This window comes from Pseudoalteromonas sp. Of7M-16 (genome assembly GCF_022347805.1).
Classification (GTDB): Bacteria; Pseudomonadota; Gammaproteobacteria; order Enterobacterales; family Alteromonadaceae; genus Pseudoalteromonas; species Pseudoalteromonas luteoviolacea_F.
In genome coordinates, this window is record NZ_JAKRFY010000013.1 from 102063 (window position 1) to 120133 (window position 18071).

Annotated in this window: 12 protein-coding genes; 7 read left to right on the plus strand and 5 right to left on the minus strand. The window is 45.0% G+C overall.

Going from position 1 to position 18071, the window contains the following annotated elements:
* The first annotated feature begins 80 nt into the window (after window positions 1–80).
* The 7 genes from MHN81_RS14640 to MHN81_RS14670 all read left to right on the plus strand — a co-directional run bounded on the left by MHN81_RS14640 (window position 81) and on the right by MHN81_RS14670 (window position 7055).
* Window positions 81–1016, plus strand: coding sequence for a hypothetical protein (locus tag MHN81_RS14640; protein ID WP_239426061.1), 936 nt, complete (start codon window positions 81–83; stop codon window positions 1014–1016).
* 253 nt (window positions 1017–1269) lie between these two features.
* On the plus strand, window positions 1270–2718 hold the full coding sequence (locus tag MHN81_RS14645) for a hypothetical protein (protein ID WP_023399128.1): 1449 nt from the start codon (window positions 1270–1272) through the stop codon (window positions 2716–2718).
* Window positions 2719–3067: 349 nt separating this feature from the next.
* A complete protein-coding gene (locus MHN81_RS14650; protein WP_239426062.1) occupies window positions 3068–4666 on the plus strand; it encodes a tetratricopeptide repeat protein in 1599 nt (532 codons plus the stop codon).
* A 5-nt stretch (window positions 4667–4671) separates the two neighbouring features.
* Window positions 4672–4863 (plus strand): hypothetical protein, encoded by a 192-nt coding sequence (locus MHN81_RS14655; protein WP_239426063.1) that lies wholly within the window; start codon window positions 4672–4674, stop codon window positions 4861–4863.
* A 234-nt stretch (window positions 4864–5097) separates the two neighbouring features.
* The gene (locus MHN81_RS14660) at window positions 5098–5247 is read left to right on the plus strand and encodes a hypothetical protein (protein WP_239426064.1); all 150 of its coding nucleotides are present in this window, start codon (window positions 5098–5100) and stop codon (window positions 5245–5247) included.
* Window positions 5248–5469: 222 nt separating this feature from the next.
* Window positions 5470–6840 (plus strand): tetratricopeptide repeat protein, encoded by a 1371-nt coding sequence (locus MHN81_RS14665; RefSeq protein WP_239426065.1) that lies wholly within the window; start codon window positions 5470–5472, stop codon window positions 6838–6840.
* A 5-nt stretch (window positions 6841–6845) separates the two neighbouring features.
* On the plus strand, window positions 6846–7055 hold the full coding sequence (locus MHN81_RS14670) for a hypothetical protein (RefSeq protein WP_239426066.1): 210 nt from the start codon (window positions 6846–6848) through the stop codon (window positions 7053–7055).
* A 32-nt stretch (window positions 7056–7087) separates the two neighbouring features.
* On the opposite strand, the gene MHN81_RS14675 is transcribed toward MHN81_RS14670, so the two are convergent.
* Genes MHN81_RS14675 through MHN81_RS14695 form a run of 5 tightly spaced genes read right to left on the minus strand, consistent with a single transcriptional unit; the run spans window position 7088 to window position 18035 of the window.
* Complete coding sequence (locus tag MHN81_RS14675; RefSeq protein ID WP_239426067.1) at window positions 7088–9685, minus strand: hypothetical protein; 2598 nt, start codon at window positions 9683–9685, stop codon at window positions 7088–7090.
* Between the two features lie 6 nt (window positions 9686–9691).
* Window positions 9692–16438 (minus strand): phage tail protein, encoded by a 6747-nt coding sequence (locus tag MHN81_RS14680; RefSeq protein WP_239426112.1) that lies wholly within the window; start codon window positions 16436–16438, stop codon window positions 9692–9694.
* Window positions 16431–16856: a hypothetical protein gene (locus MHN81_RS14685; RefSeq protein ID WP_239426068.1), complete on the minus strand. Its 426-nt coding sequence runs from the start codon at window positions 16854–16856 to the stop codon at window positions 16431–16433. The genes MHN81_RS14680 and MHN81_RS14685 overlap by 8 nt, the downstream gene beginning before the upstream one ends.
* Window positions 16843–17430, minus strand: coding sequence for a hypothetical protein (locus MHN81_RS14690; protein ID WP_239426069.1), 588 nt, complete (start codon window positions 17428–17430; stop codon window positions 16843–16845). Before MHN81_RS14690 ends, MHN81_RS14685 begins: the two co-directional genes overlap by 14 nt.
* Window positions 17430–18035: a hypothetical protein gene (locus MHN81_RS14695; RefSeq protein WP_239426070.1), complete on the minus strand. Its 606-nt coding sequence runs from the start codon at window positions 18033–18035 to the stop codon at window positions 17430–17432. The genes MHN81_RS14690 and MHN81_RS14695 overlap by 1 nt, the downstream gene beginning before the upstream one ends.
* Window positions 18036–18071 lie beyond the last annotated feature (36 nt).

An 18071-nucleotide genomic window follows, 5' to 3' on the forward strand; every position in this document is an offset into this window, starting at 1 on the left:
AACCCCAGCATTTTTTGCATAATGACAGTTGTGCCTAACTATTAGAATGAGAAGCCGAGATTTTTAACCAAGGTGACACAGTGAACAAAACAAACATTTTCTTGAGTCTTGCCGTCCTTGCAGCTGCCACTGGCGCTATTTATCAAAACGAAGTACATGAGACAACAGAGCACAATGCCCACAACATACAGGCGATTCAAAATACCAAGGACCAAGAACCCAACCCACTATCTGAAACACCCAAAAAATTACCACCTGCGTACGACGAAAATAGCAGCGAGGAGCTACTCAATAAATTAGCCCAGACTAATTTAAATGAGTTGAAACCACTAATAGAGTCATTTTGGCAAAACTGCTTGCGACAATCAGAATGTGACGCACTACTTGCCGAACTCCATACTCACGCAAGCTCGCATAGATACCTTTTAGTTGCTGAATACCCAGCCAAAAAACAAGAATTTGATCAATTGACTGCAAGTGAAGACTTTAACACCACCACAGTTGAAAAGGTCAGCAGGATCAAGCGTATCTACACTCAAGTTTGGGGTGACCTAGCCACTGAGCTATTTCATGAAGAATTTGCTTTTTACAACACCAGAGCAACGCTTGCCGAATTAACCGACTTAAGTCAGGAAATGACACCCGATGAATTTATTGAGCAACTTGATATCTTGAGCCAACAAGGCAAAGTCTCGTCAGATGCACAAGAACAATATAGCATCGCAATTGAGATTTTAGGCACGAGCATGACGCCAAATGAGCTATCACACCTACGTAGTCAGCTTGCTCGGCGTTACTTCGACCATGAACAAGCGCAAGCAGTTTTAGTTCGCCAACAGCAAATCCTTAACCAACAAGAGACCGTACTCAGCTACCGACAAGCACTCAGTGAAAAGAAAGCACAGTTACAAATGCTCAAAGGTTCGGAATATGCGCATTTGTCAGCGCAGCAGTGGCAAACCCATTATGACACCGAGCTAAAGTCATTTAGAAAAGCGTTTTTCCAACGTAATTGAATGACAAGCATATAAGCTACTGCTGGTGGAGTGACAATTGCGGCGGTATAGTTAACACCAATCAACAACTCCGCCTAGGCCACCTAGCTACAATAAAATAAATATTGGTATTGTTGATTTGTAAACACTACAGCTAAAAGATTAAGGCACGGAAGACGATTCAAACTTACCAATGAAAGCTGTTAACTATTGATTTTTCAAACTACCAATATAACACTCTAGTAATAGGAACATTAATGAAGCAGGAACTTATATGAAGATTTACGCAATCCTACCGCTAATGTTAGTAATGTCAGGATGTGCTCATATCAACTCAATCCATAGAACGACACCACTCAATGATAAAGGAAAAGTTATTAGTGTTGATGCCAAACAGCGTTTCTTAATCACTAATCGAAGCAACAGCCCTAAGACTAATAGCAGCAATGGTAATGCAATTGAGGAGCACCTATTTAGCGTCTGTGCAGAGCCAAGCCCAGATACATTTTCGACCTATAGCGCTGCAATAGAAGCATCGGCTGATAAAGCTGAACAATTAACCGCCGCATTGAAGTTAGCCACGGGAGAAAATAGTGCAGCTATTGGTATTCGTACGCAAGCAATTCAATTGCTGCGCGATGCAATGTATCGCAATTGTGAGGCATTTATTTCTGGCGGTATTACGAAAGAAGACTATAAAGACATGCTGGAGAAATACCAGCGAAGTATGGTCGTTTTAGTGGCAATAGAGCAATTGACCCAAGCTACTCAGCCCTCCCAATTGTCGATATCATCAACCGCTAGAGCACAAGCCAGCAGTAAACTCTTTGAAGCGAAAGTTTATCTTGATAAGGCTAATAGTGAATTGGCTGACAAACAAGAAAACTACGACGAGTCAGAAGTTAATTTTTTTGAAGCTATCAAGTCGGGTGGATTGGGCGACCCTGGGAACAATACGCCGCCTGATAATAGCAAACGTGAACAAGCAATAACCGATGCTAACGAAAAATGTGAAAGCCCAGACAGTTCGCTTGAAGAAAGCTGTAAAAAATACAAGGAAGCTCATGATCAGAAAATATTGGCAAAGACCAGCTTAGACATAGCAAAAAAGGATGCAGCTGAATGGCTCAATGTTTATAACAACCTTAAACACAGCTCAAGCTTATCGATAGAAAACTCAGTAACGACACTGCCCACAACACAAAGTAGCCAACATGCTTCTCAAGTAGCCGATTTAGCCGAGTCCGTAGAAAACTTAGTGACCAAAGTTTTTGATGATGGGATTATTGAACAATGTCAATTTTATGCTAAATCCAAAACTACAGAAGAGATTATTGAGAGTAATATCGCACCTTATGTTACACCTGAGGGCGTAACACAAATCAGGCCGCTGTTTACTAAATCTTTAGATATTTACCAGGTTAATGACTTATCCATGTACGCTTCATCTATAAAGTGGCAAGACGTATTGAAAGACTATGACGATGTAAATCAATATGCCTACACCACTTTAAATATATCCAAGGTTCGCGACGCTGTTACAAACAAGTATGATTACAATATGAAAGGAACAACGATCACCATGGATCAGAACGCATTGGCTTATTATGTAAGAATGGCATTAGATGAGAAGATAGCTCAATCATTCAAGGACATGAAGGGGATCTTCTCTGATTGTGTGTACATTTTTTCAAACAAAGAAAAAGCTAAAGCTAAGAGCTAAGATTTACTAGCTCATACTTGAACTGACAGTTAGGCTGTATTTCCAGCGATGACTGTAAGTTTAAATTTGAGCTAAACTTTTTATCCAACCTAATGGCTCAACTATTTTAGCCGTTCCGTAATGAGCGATTTCAATACCAGTTGATTTGAAGTTTTGATAGTCGGTTATTGGAACACTCGTAATCCGCGTTTCGAACTTGGATAAAATACATTTACTTTTAGAAATCCAAAAACCAGTTCAAACCTTTTCCCGTTTACCTTTCACTTCTGCATAAAATCTTTCATGTTTACATTGATTTTAGTATCCAGTTAAGTAGAGTTGTATTGTTACGCAATACAAGGACATAACGTTGATAGCATCTCTATTCAAAAAATTAAGCGGTGTATTCCAAACAGCAAGCACTGATAGCTCAACTGTGATCCAAATTGCAGGGGATAATTCGGGTGATATTGTCGTTAATGATCCAATAGCAAAAAAAGCATTCGACGCTTTAAAAGCTGAATTAGATAAAAAACACATTGAAATTTCTGAATACAAGCAACAGCTTCAAACTTATCTAGAAATAATATCAAATTTAAGCCAAAGCAAACAAAATAACGAATTGCCCGCGAAGGATGTTGATGCAGCATTACAAGCAATCATAGATAGTGGCGATGTTGATAAAGCACGAGCACTACTCTCACAGCTGATTAATGATAACGAAGACATCATTCTTAAACAGGCCGAGTATTATTATCAGCGCGGTTCGTTAACTTATCTTCATGAGTCTAAACAAACACTAAAGGATTTTGTCAGGGCGACGCAGTTAAACCCTGAGCATATAAGAGCCTGGACTATGGCTGGCCATATTTATGCCAGAATTGGTGAATTAGACGGTGCATTGCAAGCTTATCAACATGTTCTAAGCTTGGCTGAAAAAGCAGGCGATAATGAATGGAAAGCCGGATCATTTGGCAATATGGGGATTATTTATAAAACAAAAGGCGAGCTAGATAAGGCACTTGAATTTTACCAAAAAGGCCTAGAGATCCATGAATTACTAGGTCATAAAGAAGGTATGGCCAGTGACTATGGGAATATAGGTAATATTCATCGAATAACAGGCGAACTAGATAAGGCACTTGAATATTACAAAAAGAGCTTACATATAGAAAAAGATCTTGGCCGCAAAGAAGTGATAGCCATGAACTATGGCAATATGGGAATAATTTATAAAACACAGGGCGAACTAGGAAAGGCACTCGAATATTACCAAAAGAGTCTTGAAATCGATGAATCTCTAGGACATAAAGAAGGTATCGCTAGTAGCTATGGCAATATAGGTGATATTTATCGAATAATCGGCGAGCTGGATAAGGCACTTGAATATTGTCAAAAGAGCCTCGAAATCGATGAATTTCTAGGTCGTAAAGAAGGTATGGCTAACCAGTATGGAAATATAGGTAATATTTATCGGATAATAGGCGATTTAGATAGGGCATTTGAATATTATCAAAAGGGCCTTGAAATCGATGAGTCTTTAGGTCGTAGAGAAGGTATAGCAAATCAGTATGGTAATATGGGGATTGTTTATCAAACACAAGGCGAGCTAGACAAGGCCCGTGAATATTACCAAAAGAGCATAGAAATCAATGAGTCGTTAGGTAACAAAGAAAATATAGCTACCCAGTATTGTAATTTGGGAATTGTTTACAAACATAAAGGCCAACTGGATAAGGCACTAGAGTATTTTCAAAAGGGCCTTGAAATCCATGAATGTCTAGGTCATAAGGAAGGTATGGCCAGCCAACATGGAAATATAGGGAACCTATATGTACAAAAGGGCGACCTCAATCAAGCAAAAGCGCACTGGGAAAATGCCTTGGTATTATTCGAGCAAGTGGGCGCAAAGCCTCAAATAGAGCAAGTATCTAGCTTGCTTGCAGAACTAGAGCGCGCACAGGAGTAAGAACTATGATGGAATGGTTTACCTCACTAGATACAGGAGAGCAAATTGGTGCATTGACGCTATTGGTGACAATTGTTGGAGTGCTTGTCGCTATATTCAAAAAGTCAGGGCGCAGTGAACCGCAAAAATCTGTTAACCAGAGTATATCAGGTGACAATATTAGTAATGCCGTATGTTTTTCACTTAATCCAGCCTAATGAATGGGCTCAACTAATTTAGCCGTTCTGTACTGAACGATATCATTACCACTTGGTGTAACGCGCCTTTTGAATTTGGATGAAAATACATTCGTTTTATAAGCATCCCAAAGTAAGTTAAAACCTTTCCTCGGTTACCATTTCATATCTGCATTAAATCTTTCATGTTTACATTGCTTTTAGCATCCAGTTGAGTAGAGTTGTATTGTGAAGCAATACAAGGATATAGCGTTGATGAACACAATACAAACAGATGGCTCAACTCTGGTTCAAATTGCCGGAGATAATTCAGACAATATTGTCCTCTCTGACAGTATGGCTGTAACGCGCGTTTCGTATTTGGATAAAAATACATTTGCTTTTAGACATTCCAAAGTAAGTTAAAACCTTTCTGCATTAAATCTTTCATGTTTGCATTGATTTTAGTATCCAGTGTAACGCGCGTTTCGAGTTTGGATAAAAATACATTTGTTTTTAGACATCCCAAAGTGAGTTAAACCTTCTCCCGTTTACCATTTCATTTCTGCATTAAATCTTTCATGTTTACATTGATTTTAGTATCCAGTTGAGTAGAGTTGTATTGTGAAGCAATACAAGGATATAACGTTGATAGTATCTCTATTCAAAAAATTAAGCGGCGTATTCCAAACAGCACGCGCTGATAACTCAACTGTGGTTCAAATTGCAGGAAATAATTCAGGTGATATTGTCTTGTCTGATAGCAAGGCTATAAAAGCGCTAGAAGCATTGAATGAAGTATTAAAAGTAGAACTAGATAAAAAACGCATTGAAATTTCTGAATACGAGCAGCAGCGAAAAACTCATGAAGAAATCATCTTGAATTTGAGTGAAAGCAAACAAAATAATGAATTACCCGCAAAGGATGTTGATGCCGCATTACAAGCAATCATAGATAGTGGCGATGTTGATGAAGCACGAACGCTACTCTCAAAGCTGATTGATGCTAACGAAGACACCATTCTCAAACAGGCCGAGTATTATTATCAACGCGGTTCGTTAACTTATCTTCATGAGTCTCAACAGACACTAGATGATTTTGTCAGGGCAACGCAATTAAACCCTGAGCATAGAAATGCTTGGACTAGGGCTGGGCATATGTATAATCGCATTGGTGAGTTAGGCTGCGCATTGCAAGCTTATCAACATGTTTTAAGCTTGGCTGAAAAGGCAGGTAACAGTGAAGGAAAATCTGTATCGTATGGCAATATGGGGGTTGTTTACGATACACAAGGCAAGCTGGATAAGGCGCTTGAATATTACCAAAAGAGCCTCGAAATCGATGAATCTCTAGGTAACAAAGAAGGTATGGCGAGCCAGTATGGGAATATTGGGATTGTTTACAAAACACAAGGCGAGCTAGATAAGGCGCTTGAATATCACCAAAAGAGCCTTGAAATTGAAGAGTCTCTAGGTCGCAAAGAAGGTATGGCGAGCCAGTATGGGAATATTGGGAATGTATACCAAATACAAGACAAGCTATATAAGGCATTTGAATATTACCAAAAGAGCCTTGAAATCAATGAATACCTAGGGCGCAAAGAAGGCTTGGCCATTCAGTATGGTAATATTGGGAACGTTTATTGCCTAAAAGGCGAGCTGGATAAAGCGCTTGAATATTACCAAAAGAGCCTCGAAATCGATGAATCTCTAGGTAACAAAGAAGGTATGGCCAAAGATTATGGCAATATGGGTAATGTTTACCAAATACAAGGCAGGCTGGATAAGGCGCTTGAGCATTATCAAAAGAGCCTTGAAATCAATGAATACCTAGGGCGCAAAGAAGGCTTGGCCATTCAGTATGCAAATATGGGGGCTATATATGAACAACAGGACGACCTCAAGCAAGCAAAAGCGTATTGGGAAAAGGCCTTAGCATTGTTCGAGCAAGTGGGTGCACAGCTCCAAATAGCGCAAGTTTCTAGATGGCTTGCAGGACTAGAGAATACAAAGGAGTAATCATTATGATTGAATGGTTTACTTCACTTAGTATCGGTGAACAAATTGGCACCTTGTCTCTGTTGGTGAGCATTATCGGGGTACTTGTCGCTATTTTCAAAAAATCAGGGCGCAGTGAGCCGCAAAAATCCGTTAACCAGAGCATATCGGGTAACAATATTAATAACGCCGTACAAATAGGCGGGGATAATAAAGGTGAGCTGCCGAAAAAGTAGCAGCTACGTTTTTATGTTAAATCAACCTTTTTTCAGTTTATCCAACCTAATGGCTCTACCAATTGAGCTGTACCACATAAAACCTCTTGGCCATTTGCATCTAACTGTGTTTGTTGGCCGTCAATCATATGAACCGTGTTGTTGTCGCCCCAATTTGAACCGTTATGAATGAGTTGGGTGTACGCAAAGTTGATAAACACCTGATTGTTTCGCACCACAAAGTATGGAAGCGCTTTAACGCCTTTGCTGTTATTGCTCGGCGCGGTATGGCTAATCGGGGGGTGGGTGATACTGGATGAGGGGTCGAGAGGTATGCTGGTGATGGCATAATCAATCGCTTTATTATGCGCCGTTGTTGACGTGCCCACTGAATTCGTCAGCGAATACAATAAGTCGCGCCCAGAGTGAGGTTCACAGCTGTCAGTCACAAATACTGAGCGAGGCTGTATAGAACTCGTTGCTCTTTGATTGTTTGCGTGTATGGTCATCGAGGCTTGGGTGTGGTAGTACACCAAGTAAATGCATTGGCTGGATGTCATGCTGGCACTGAGGTAAGTGGTGTTATTGATACTATCGAGCGCCGGGCTCCATGTTTGCCAAGTTGCGCCTGAGTCGTTAGTCAAGATACCAGACAATATATTGGTTGCCGGACGAGATAAATGTAGAGTGGTTGCAGTATTGTCTTGTAAGACATGGGGCACCCAGTGGCCATACCAGCCATTTTTTAAGTCCGGGCACTGTAAAATTTTGGCGGGAGGGCCAAACACATCTATATGAGGGATGTTTCCAGATACACTTGGGCCCATAGTGGTTTGTGCCACAATAGCTGTTGGGGTGTCTTGATTGATGATAGTAAAGCCGCTTGGCACGTCATTCACAGAGGCAAAAATTTGTGTGAAAGGGCATGTTTGTAATCCCCGGTACTGGCCTGTTTTCACCTGTAAATCGACGTGCGTCAGTGCGATATCCGTTAAAGCTTTTGCGCGATAGCGTAAGTCTCGACATACGCCACCTGGCCCACTTATATAAATGGCATCGTGTAGTCGCTCATCGGGGCGTCCACTACTGCCAGATGAAATGGCACCGGTATTGGATGCGATGTCAGTAAACGCGTGTTGTTTGGGGGTTAATTTAAAATATGCGTTGTGCCATGCAATGGTTGTACTGCCATTCCACACATATGCCGAGCCCATGGGGTTAAAGCTCGGATGATACGCCCCTCGATTTAATCTATTGACTGTGTTGCAAACTATGAAAAAACAATCAGCGCCTAAGACATTAGAGTCTGTCTTTGCGGTATACAGCCCCTTGTAAGGCCGTGCATTATGGTCGCTGAAGTTCGTCGATGCAAAAAAGCGTGCGCCTGAAGCTGTATCTTGAGGTGCATTGCCAAACCCTTGGACACCAACTCGTGTTCTGTTGGCATTTTGTTGTGATAGGGCGGTAGCCTCTGTTGAATTGATAAACAGCCAGTCTCCATTGTCATAACCTGCAAAGCTACGCCCACGTACACACCATTGATAGAATTTCCCCGTCGAATCATCAAAATAGAGGTTGTTTTTCGGGTCACTTGCGATTGCTACGCGCTGCGCTTCATTGGCTTGTATCCAATTAACCCCTTTTCCTGTACTTGTCTCGTCTCCTTCAAACCACGCAAAATAAGTAGCTGGGCGGACAGTATCGGCAATTGTGGCGACGCCATTGATATTGCTAGATTGGCTTTGGATAATGCCATGTTTATAGACAAATGGATCTGTGTCGTTAAGCTCTCTAAGAAACAACTCAAAACCATACATATCAGAGCGCTCAGTGACGACTGTATTGGTGCTGGTCTCACTGGCAAACGCAACGTCTGGCGATGAATGAGTGACACTTAACCCTGTGGCACTATCGTAAGTTCGCAAGCCTGCCTCCGCAGCGGGTAACTTAACCGCGTTAAACGCTTCGTCGGTATTGCATAGCTGAGATAAATGAACGATGACACCAGCCATATGCAGAACGGGTTCATCAGTCACTGAGGCACCGGCATTTGAATAACTCGCCCCGAGTCGTAAAACATTCGACTCAGTTGTACGTTCCCACAGTCCTTCATTGACGGTATTAGCAGATCCTAAGTGCTTACCAAAATGCACAAAGCCACTTGCGACATATTGATTTAAGTTTTGTTGTCGACGTGCTTCAAACTCGGCCTTTCGCATAGCCCAAGGGTAGGGGTTTACAGCATCGATTTCGCTTTGCAATTGCCGTAGCGTTTTGACTGTTTGTGTATTTCCGTCTAAATCACTGAACTGTACCGACCCCATTGTTGTTTGCCAATCAATCATGGTTTTGTAATTGTCATTGACCATTTTCGATGCGTTATTCAGTGCTAAGACAGCGGTATTAAAATCCCCTGATGTGGGCAAAACCACACAAGGCACTTGGCTTTGGGTTGCGTTTGGCCAAGGCTTGATGAGTTCGATGAATGTACCATGGGTTGTGACGTAGGCTTTGGATATTTCAACAGGCGCAAATGCACCCAACACTAATGCATCGCTTGCTCGTATGTTCGCAACGCTCTGATTGTCATTGATTTTGATGATGTTACTGCCGTTTGTTACATTGGCGTTTGTAGAGTTAAACCAGGTCATTTTTTATTATCCTCGTAAGTAGATGACTGCGATTTTTTTGATTTGAATTGATGATGTGAATGTCACGCTATGGCGTGCTTGTGCGATAGTAAAAGGGCGCTCAACATTTTGGTCAGTTTGGCGCATGGCTTTGCCAGCTATATCGCTTGAGCACAGATAGTCACCGGCTTCGATGTCGCCACCTTGACCGCAAGCATTGAGTAGGCCTTCACCGAGTGCATTGAATTCGATGGTGTCGTGACTGTGTTTATACTCATTGAACTTAAGCGAGCCGTTAAAACCATTGAGCCCCGCAGGCAAATGCTCATTCGTTAACGCCCTTCGAGTGACAAAAACACCTCGCACATTGCGTTGTGCTGACTTTGTAGAAGGAACCATTTCAAAGATGGCATTTGAGATATCGGACATATTGACGAGTAAATCATCACACACGATATCGCCAGGTGTTAATTGAATACGCTTAGAGAGCAGGCCTTCGTGAACACCCGTAAATGGTTTAAAGCCGTTAGCCGCGTACACTTTTAGTGGCGTCCAGAGTGCCGTTGCCCCACTGCTGTTGGCTCTAACATCAATGACGTTATGATTACCACCATTACCAATAGCGCGAATAGCGTGTTTTGCGCCGCTGACTTCTAATCCATTACCGCTGTTGCTGCCAAGGACTAAAGCGGTTGAAAGTGTTGAGCTGCCTAAGTTTGCAATGATTGCGGCTCGACCACTGCGACTTGCGCTAACGTTAATAACATCGGCACTTGTATTACTAGCGCTGACTAAAAGGCGACCGCTAAATGTGCCTGTAGCTGCCGCTAATTCATGTGCGATAACAGTGCCATCGACTAGTTGATCGCCATGGATGTGCAGCGCAAAGTCATGCCACGCAGAGCCGGTCCAATGTTTGGTATGCTGAATTGAAGGGTCGCTTTGCTTGTAGAGCGTTACAACATCATGCACAACGGCGCGCCCGCCGCAGGCTGCATGGGCCAGTGCGTCTGACCAATTCCCTGTGCTGGTTGAGGACACGAATCGACCTGCACCACGCGCACCTGTATTGCCCGTAGCACCGGTTTCACCTTTATCTCCCTTATCACCTTTTTCGCCTGGACTGCCATCGGTGCCATCTGCGCCTTTAAACTTGACCCAGGTATAGTCACCGGGATTGGTTGATTCAGTCGAGGTCAGTTTATTTACCGCAATGCCCATGTATTGGGTATTACTGGTTGGCACTTGATACATGCTCGCGCCATTGGCGCTGTCGCTGTATGCCACCCAAGTGTATAGCGTTTGGCCATCCTCGCCCTTATCACCGGGAATGCCGTCCGTGCCATCAGCGCCTTTGATTTTCGACCAGTGATAATCAGCGGGGTTTGTTGATTCTACCGCCGTTGTTTTGTTGTTTGCGATCCCAATGTATTGAGTCGAGTCTCTTGGGGTTTGATATAGGTTTGTGCCATTGGCGTTATCGCTGTATGCCACCCATGTATAGAGAGTTTTCCCGTCTTCGCCTTTATCGCCGGGGATACCTTGATTGCCTGGCTCCCCCTTTATTTTTGACCATGCATAGTCGTTTGGGTCATTTGATTCAAGGTGCGACAGCTTATTATAAGCGACGCCTATGTATGCTTTGCCATCCGGGCTGTCGCTTAAGCCATTTCCTTGTGCGTCATCTGCATATTTGATCCAAGTGTAATAGGTTCGACCGGGCGGGCCGGGCAGTCCATTTTGCCCATCGTTTCCATCAAGGCCTCGAATATCGCTTTCGGACTCAACCACAAAATCACCCAGCTCTAACCGCCCACGAAACACGTGAACAGGATTTGCTGGGTCGCGATTATCAATAAACGATGTGGGGATGAAGGTATCGCCAACCATGACCCCTTGGCGGATAACATCACCGACTAAATCCAAGTTACCGATTTGCCCATCGTTTAACCCAACTACGCCAGTGGCACGGCCTTGGTTGTTGATCAAAAACCCGCCCCGAGCGATAAGCCTACCGTCCTGTGTTTCAAATGCTTGGCGAATATCTGAAATACTGGCTGTGTCACCATTCGCGCTTTCAATTTGAAGTTTGCGGATGAACTCAGCGAGTGGGCCATCCACCCAGCTATGGCCAGCCGCAACACACAGGGTGGCATCGGTCTCACTCGTGAGATTGCCATCGCTGTCTATACAGTAGCCAACAGCAGCGCGTGTATAGGTGATGGCGCTGGCTAAAGTAGCCGTATCATCTTGTTCTATTTTGGCAACTAGGTCTTGGCGTTGGCTGGCCATCGCTGAATCAAGGTTGGAGATTAGCTGAGTGGTGTCCGCAAATGCGGTCTCTGTGTTTGCTGCAAATGCGGTGAATGTTTGGTCTCGCACAATGTTCGCATGGTCTATATCTGCAAAGGCTTCGGTTACATCACTAAACGCCGCTTGTGTTGATTGCGTAAACGCAGCAAAGCGCTCATCTCGTGTGACACTGGCTTGGCGTTCGTTGGCAAAAGCCTTGGCAACAGACGTGATAATGGCGCGGTTTTGTTGGTGTATTGCGCCTAGCTCAAGTGTGTAACTGGCCACACTTTCAAGCTCACTGGTGGTGGCTTTTAACTGGTCTTTTGCCTGGGCAAGTTTGATGTCTAATTGCTTCAGCTCGTTATTTTGAAGTAGGGCGTTATAAGCGGTAATGACTTCATCGAGACTCTTTGCATCAGCGCCCAGCTGCAAGCCTTGAACTTGCACGATATTACGGTTTATCTCGCCTTGAATGGCATCGAGTGTATTAGACACGTTAGAAAACTTTTCATCCACACCATCTTCTTGGGCGTTAAATACCGTGATTTGGTCTTTGATATAACCGGCAGCACCGGCTATGAATCGCTCGGCGGCGTTGGCTTTTTCTAATGTGCCATTGTCGTAAAATGACTGTAGCGCGGCAGTGATACCATAGACTGCATCGAAAGTTGAGAGAGCCTGGTTCACTTGGCTAGATGTTTGATAGCCTCGGCTATCGACAAGTAAAGAGGTGAGGCTCATTGAGCGCTCAACCACTGGGCCATCTACCCACGTATGGCCAGCTAATTCACAGGCAGCGGCGTCTTGCTCATTAGTGCGATTACCATCACTATCCACACAATAACCTGTAATTGCACGGGTAAAGTCCTTCGCTTCAGCAATGGACTTTTCGCCTTCTTTTAAGATTTCAGCGCGCAGTGTCTCTGAGCGCTCAACGCTTGCTTGTCGTTCATTACCAAAGGCTTTGCCCAAAATATTGATGCTGGCAGCACTTTGGTTGTGCAGTGCAATAAGCTGGGTGGATTGCGAAGATAGGGCGCTGACGTCATCTGTTATCGCAGAGAGTTTATCTTCTGCATGGGCGAGGGTGATAGACTGCTCAGCCAAAGCGTTGTCGCGTAATAGTTGGTTGTACGCATCTAATACTTGGTTTAAATCTTTGTCGGCCAAGTCGAGCTGAATGCCTTGAATTTGCGTAACGGATTGCTGAATTTCACCAGTCAGCGCATCTATATTTTGTTCTGCGGTAGCGAGCTTTTGGTTAACGCCGTCTTCTTCATTGAGATAGCCAATGACTTGATTTCGAATAGTCGCGTTTGCACCATCAATCCAGGTCTGGGCGGCATTGGCTTTTACTATCACCTCGTTGTCGCTGAGCTCTTGGAGGACCGCACTGATGCTGTACTGGGTATTAAATGAATCAATGAGTGTTTGGACATTGCTTTGGGTTTGGTAGCCCTGATTTGATACCCATGCGGTTGTTGCATATTGAGCCATACGGCCCGTACCTGCATCGAGTTCTTGTTCAATGGTGGTGGTGCGGCTTGTAATGTCTTTAAGCGCCAAATCGTTTGCACCACGTTTGCCGATCTCAATAAAATCAAGGTCGCAATGGCCCAGCGAAAACTGCAGCCACGTGATAATCCCACTAAAACCTGCTGTGCCAGTTGCATCAATTTGGATGACTTCCCAATCATTTGTTGTGGGCGCGGGCAAGGGGAGTGTACCGCCTTGGAAATGAATTAGCCCTAACCATGTTTTACCAGTATGCTTTCTAACTCGTAAACGAAACATGGGGTTGTCGACGGCATCCAGAGATATCGCAGGGCTGGATAGCGTGCTTTTACACACCAAATAACCCAGTGCATGATGGCTTTCAAAGCCTGCAAAGCCTTCTGCGCCGCTGTTAAACTGCCAGCTGTAGGCAGGCGTTAAGGCTGCGATGGCCCCTGCAATATGGGCATCAACTTCGCTATGCGTTGCTCGCTGTGTAATTTGGCCTGCCTGCAGCTCGATTTGCGCGCTGGCATCAATGAGCTTTTCTTCAGTCTGCTTTATGCGACGGGACTCAAAATTGATGCGCGCATGAGCGCCATCTACCAAAGTAGCTGCCTCATTAAACTGGGTGTCGGTATAAGAAAACGCACGATTCACAATGGTGCCAGACTCAGCATCAACAAAGACCGCCGCATCAATTAAACGCTCATTATTGAGCGTGCGCCGCTCATACTCATGACGAAAGTTGGTGTATCCAGCTGTCACATCGAAGACGCTTTTTTGCATGTCAGTCACAGCCAAGGCGGTTTCATCCAGTTTGATTTTATTCAGCGCAATTTGCGCGGGTATGCCATCGACAATCGAACCATCTAAAACCTTGGTGACATCTTCCAAGCCCTGTATTTGTTCGATATTTTTGGCAACAAGCGAAGGGAGGTTGTTGTCTGTTTCAGGGCGCAATCTATCAACCTGCGTGTTCAAGTCATTGATGAGGTCTTGGGCTTCCTGGCTTAACTTCGCCAAGGGCATGTCATTAATAAACTCGGTTAAATCTACATTGGTTGTTGAGGCGCTTATCTGCACCCAATCACTGTTGCCTAGGTGATTCACGGCACGACATTGAAAGTGATATTTGGTCATCGGCTGCAAGCCAATGCGGTTATAAATCTGCGCATAAGCAGTATCACTTTGCTGCGGCGCATCATTGGAGCCTAAGAACTGCCATTCGAACTGAGTGCCTATACCAATAGCCGGCAGTGAAGCTGTGAGCGTGATTTGGTTATAATCTGCGACAAAAGAGAGTCTCGGGTTTGTTGGTGCTGAAACAGTAAATTGAATGGCCACAGACTTTGAGCGCTGGCCGAATATGTTCCTGGCAAACACTTTGGCTGTATAGGTGCCAAGCGCTAACTTTGGAATAACAACTTGCGTATAGGTCACAGACTCTTTGTACACGTTTGCATGGTTATCACTGTAAAATTCCACATCAAATTCATGTACCGCCAGCGGTGTTGGGTGGGTCCATTTGATTATGCCATTGCCGTCTCCGTCGACTTCCGCACGTGCTTGCTCAATTGGGGAAGGTTTACCCACCACATAATCACTGTTTGGCGTGATATCAGACGCACCGGGCACAAGGTCATCCGCCCATAAAAGCGGGCTGTCTTCTACGCACGTCAGTGTAATACCACCATCAAGCCGAAAGCGCCGTGCAACCACGCGGTAGACCTTTTTATTAATGCGCTCGTTGGGTAAGTCCACATATACCGTACGCCCCACAGCAGCACGCAATGCTTTGTGCTTGAGGGGAAGTTCAATTGACCCCAGTCGTGTTTGCTCAAGGTGAATGGTCGCCAAACGCTGTGCGGTTGTCGCACTGCGAACAAAGGGTAGGGAAATGGTGGCCTCTAACGGCTGATTGTCTTTTTCAATATACCCCTCTGCCCGCACAGGGGGCGCGTCAGTGCGCTCATAATGTTGATTGGGGTCGGTAAAGGTGGCGCGCACAATATTGGCTCTATCGCGCAAGTCCGCATGCCATTTGATTTTGACATTGCCCATCACATCGGATTGATTAATCGTATACGTGGGATTGCCGTACCAGGCGCCAACGCGCACAAACCACTGGCCCATTTGGCGAAAAATCTTACCTGCAAAACAGCGCTCTAACTGATTTAAAATCTCGATAGGCTTGCTGGTAAAGCGAAAGGTGCCATTACAGGTGTAGCGCGGCTCATATCTATCGACGCCATCGCTGTCTTGATAGATGGCGTTTTCATCACAGACATTGGCTGCAGCTATCCACCAATTAAGCGGAATGCGATGATAGGGCACTTCGTGTGCCCCATAAAAACGAATGTAGTGCAGGGCACACAGCACGGCGTTTTGCGTCCATGTCCATGTGCTCGCATCATCTGGGTTTTGACTGCTATCTCGGGGGTCCCAAATACGCGCGCCACGAATTAAAAACTCACAATCGGAAATACCATCGGGGAAGACTTCGCGATTGTTTTCAAGCTCTATAAACACATGGGCCTGCCCAAACCCGATATGCTTATTGGTCCAACCCGCCATCTTAGACACGGCTTTACTATTGGCGGACGTGTGATTGCCATCAGAGAGTAAATAATCCCAGCTCTCATCGGGGTAGTCCGATAGCGGCTTGTTGGCAATATATACCTCTTCTAACGCATCGATGGGCGCACCGTTGATTAACACAATCAACTGCACCCAATGCTTTTCATCGCGCTCAATGGTTGCTTGGTGCGCAATCACACCGCCAACGCGGTCTCGCCCAAAAGTAATGCGCCTTGGTTGGTCAATGCCTTTTTGTAAGCCCTTAGCCAGGGTTGCATAGTCCTCTTCAGGCACATCCGGGGATAGGCTATCCCACAAAGCGCCCACGGTTTCATCCCAGATTTTTTCGCCGAGCGCTAAAAAGGGGTCGGCAATATCCTTTACAACATCAACGACTTTACCCATGCGACACCTCGCTTTCAGAGTCAAGCAACACCTGAGAAAAGCAAAAACTGACCGCGCTCATTTCCAGTGCACTTAAGCCAATATTTGTCACACAATAGACAAAACCTAAGCCCACGATGCCACCAATTAATTCGCCGCCCCACTCAACCAAGGCAATATCACCGCGCTGTGCATAGTTAATTTCAATGGGCTTTAAATGGTGTTTAAACACACTTTGAATGTCATCAAACCCCAAACGCGTTAAACGCCGCTTTGCGCCAATGGCGGTGCGATAACGCCCCCGAAAGTCCGCCGCGACATCGACGCCATTTCGAGCCAAGAGCCAATCCGCCACGAACAAGCAGCAATCAAACTTACCCCAGGCAAAGGGGGTGTGTTCACAGGAATCTAGGTACTTTTGAAGTTTAAGGCAGTGCATGGCCATCCCTCCCACCAATTGGATGACCCGGCTGTGTATCGGGCAATACAGTCCCGGTGGCCTCGGCATGTTCATTAAAAAACATATCGTCAGGATATAAAGCAGACTGGGTCGCATGGTTCCAACGCTGATGCAAGCGGGACTGCTTCCAGCGCTCAGACTCACCCGCAACCGATAACATGACTTTACTGACTTGCCCGCGTTCCACATCGCACGCCACGATATAGCCGCTTTCTAACAACTGGGATTGGTTCACGCGGTAATGTTTGTCGACGGTGGCCAAATAGATTTCAACACCCACACCAATGGGGTCGTTTTCAGCCACTTCCGCCAACACCGTTTCACTTTGGGTATGCAGTGTTAAGCGTATACGCGCCGCATCGTTTTTATCGTTTGCGGGGATTTCACCAATGCGCCCAAGCATGCCTAAACCAAACCAAGTGCGGCCCAAGAACCGGCGCTCACCAACCCCCGTATGCAATAACAAATCACCACTTTTAAATGCTAAACGCACAAAGTAGCGGGGGCGGCAATGGGCAAGCTCGGCCACCAAAGCTGAATTTAATGCTTCCATTAAAACGCCTCCCGACCTTTGATTTTCCACGACGTCACAAAGCCGTTTTTAACCTGGGCTTCTGCCAAGCCTTGCTTGTTATCCAATAAACGAAACACGCCAGCAGGGCGCTTAAAATACACCGGGGTATTGCTTGCCGGGATTTGGCGCATAGGCGACTCAAACTCAAGCGAACACGCGCCGTGACTATCCACCACCACATCCGAGGTAAGAATCTTGAGCTCTGCATTTTCGCCTGTACCAATCTGAATGCGATTTCCGGCTTTGGCATACACGCTATTCACAGGCAAACCAGACACGTTCAACACATTGCCGTCTTGATAAGCCTCACTCACACGCGCAAAACTATCTAACTCGTCCTGTAAAAACCGATAGTCAAAACACAAGAACTTGCCAACAGCACCACGACACTTGGCCAAGAACGAATCCAGCGCCAAGGCATCGGTCTCTAACACATTGGCAAGCTCAATCTCAAATTCCCAATATGCACCTTCAAGGTCATAGACCTCAGATGCATTATTGGCTTTACTTACATGTAAGTGACTATTGGGAACCAGCCGAAAAACACAGCTTTTTGGGGGCTTGGGTAGGGGAAGGTGCTCCATATTTTTTATCGCTCTTTGCTTTACTGTGTGAGCGAG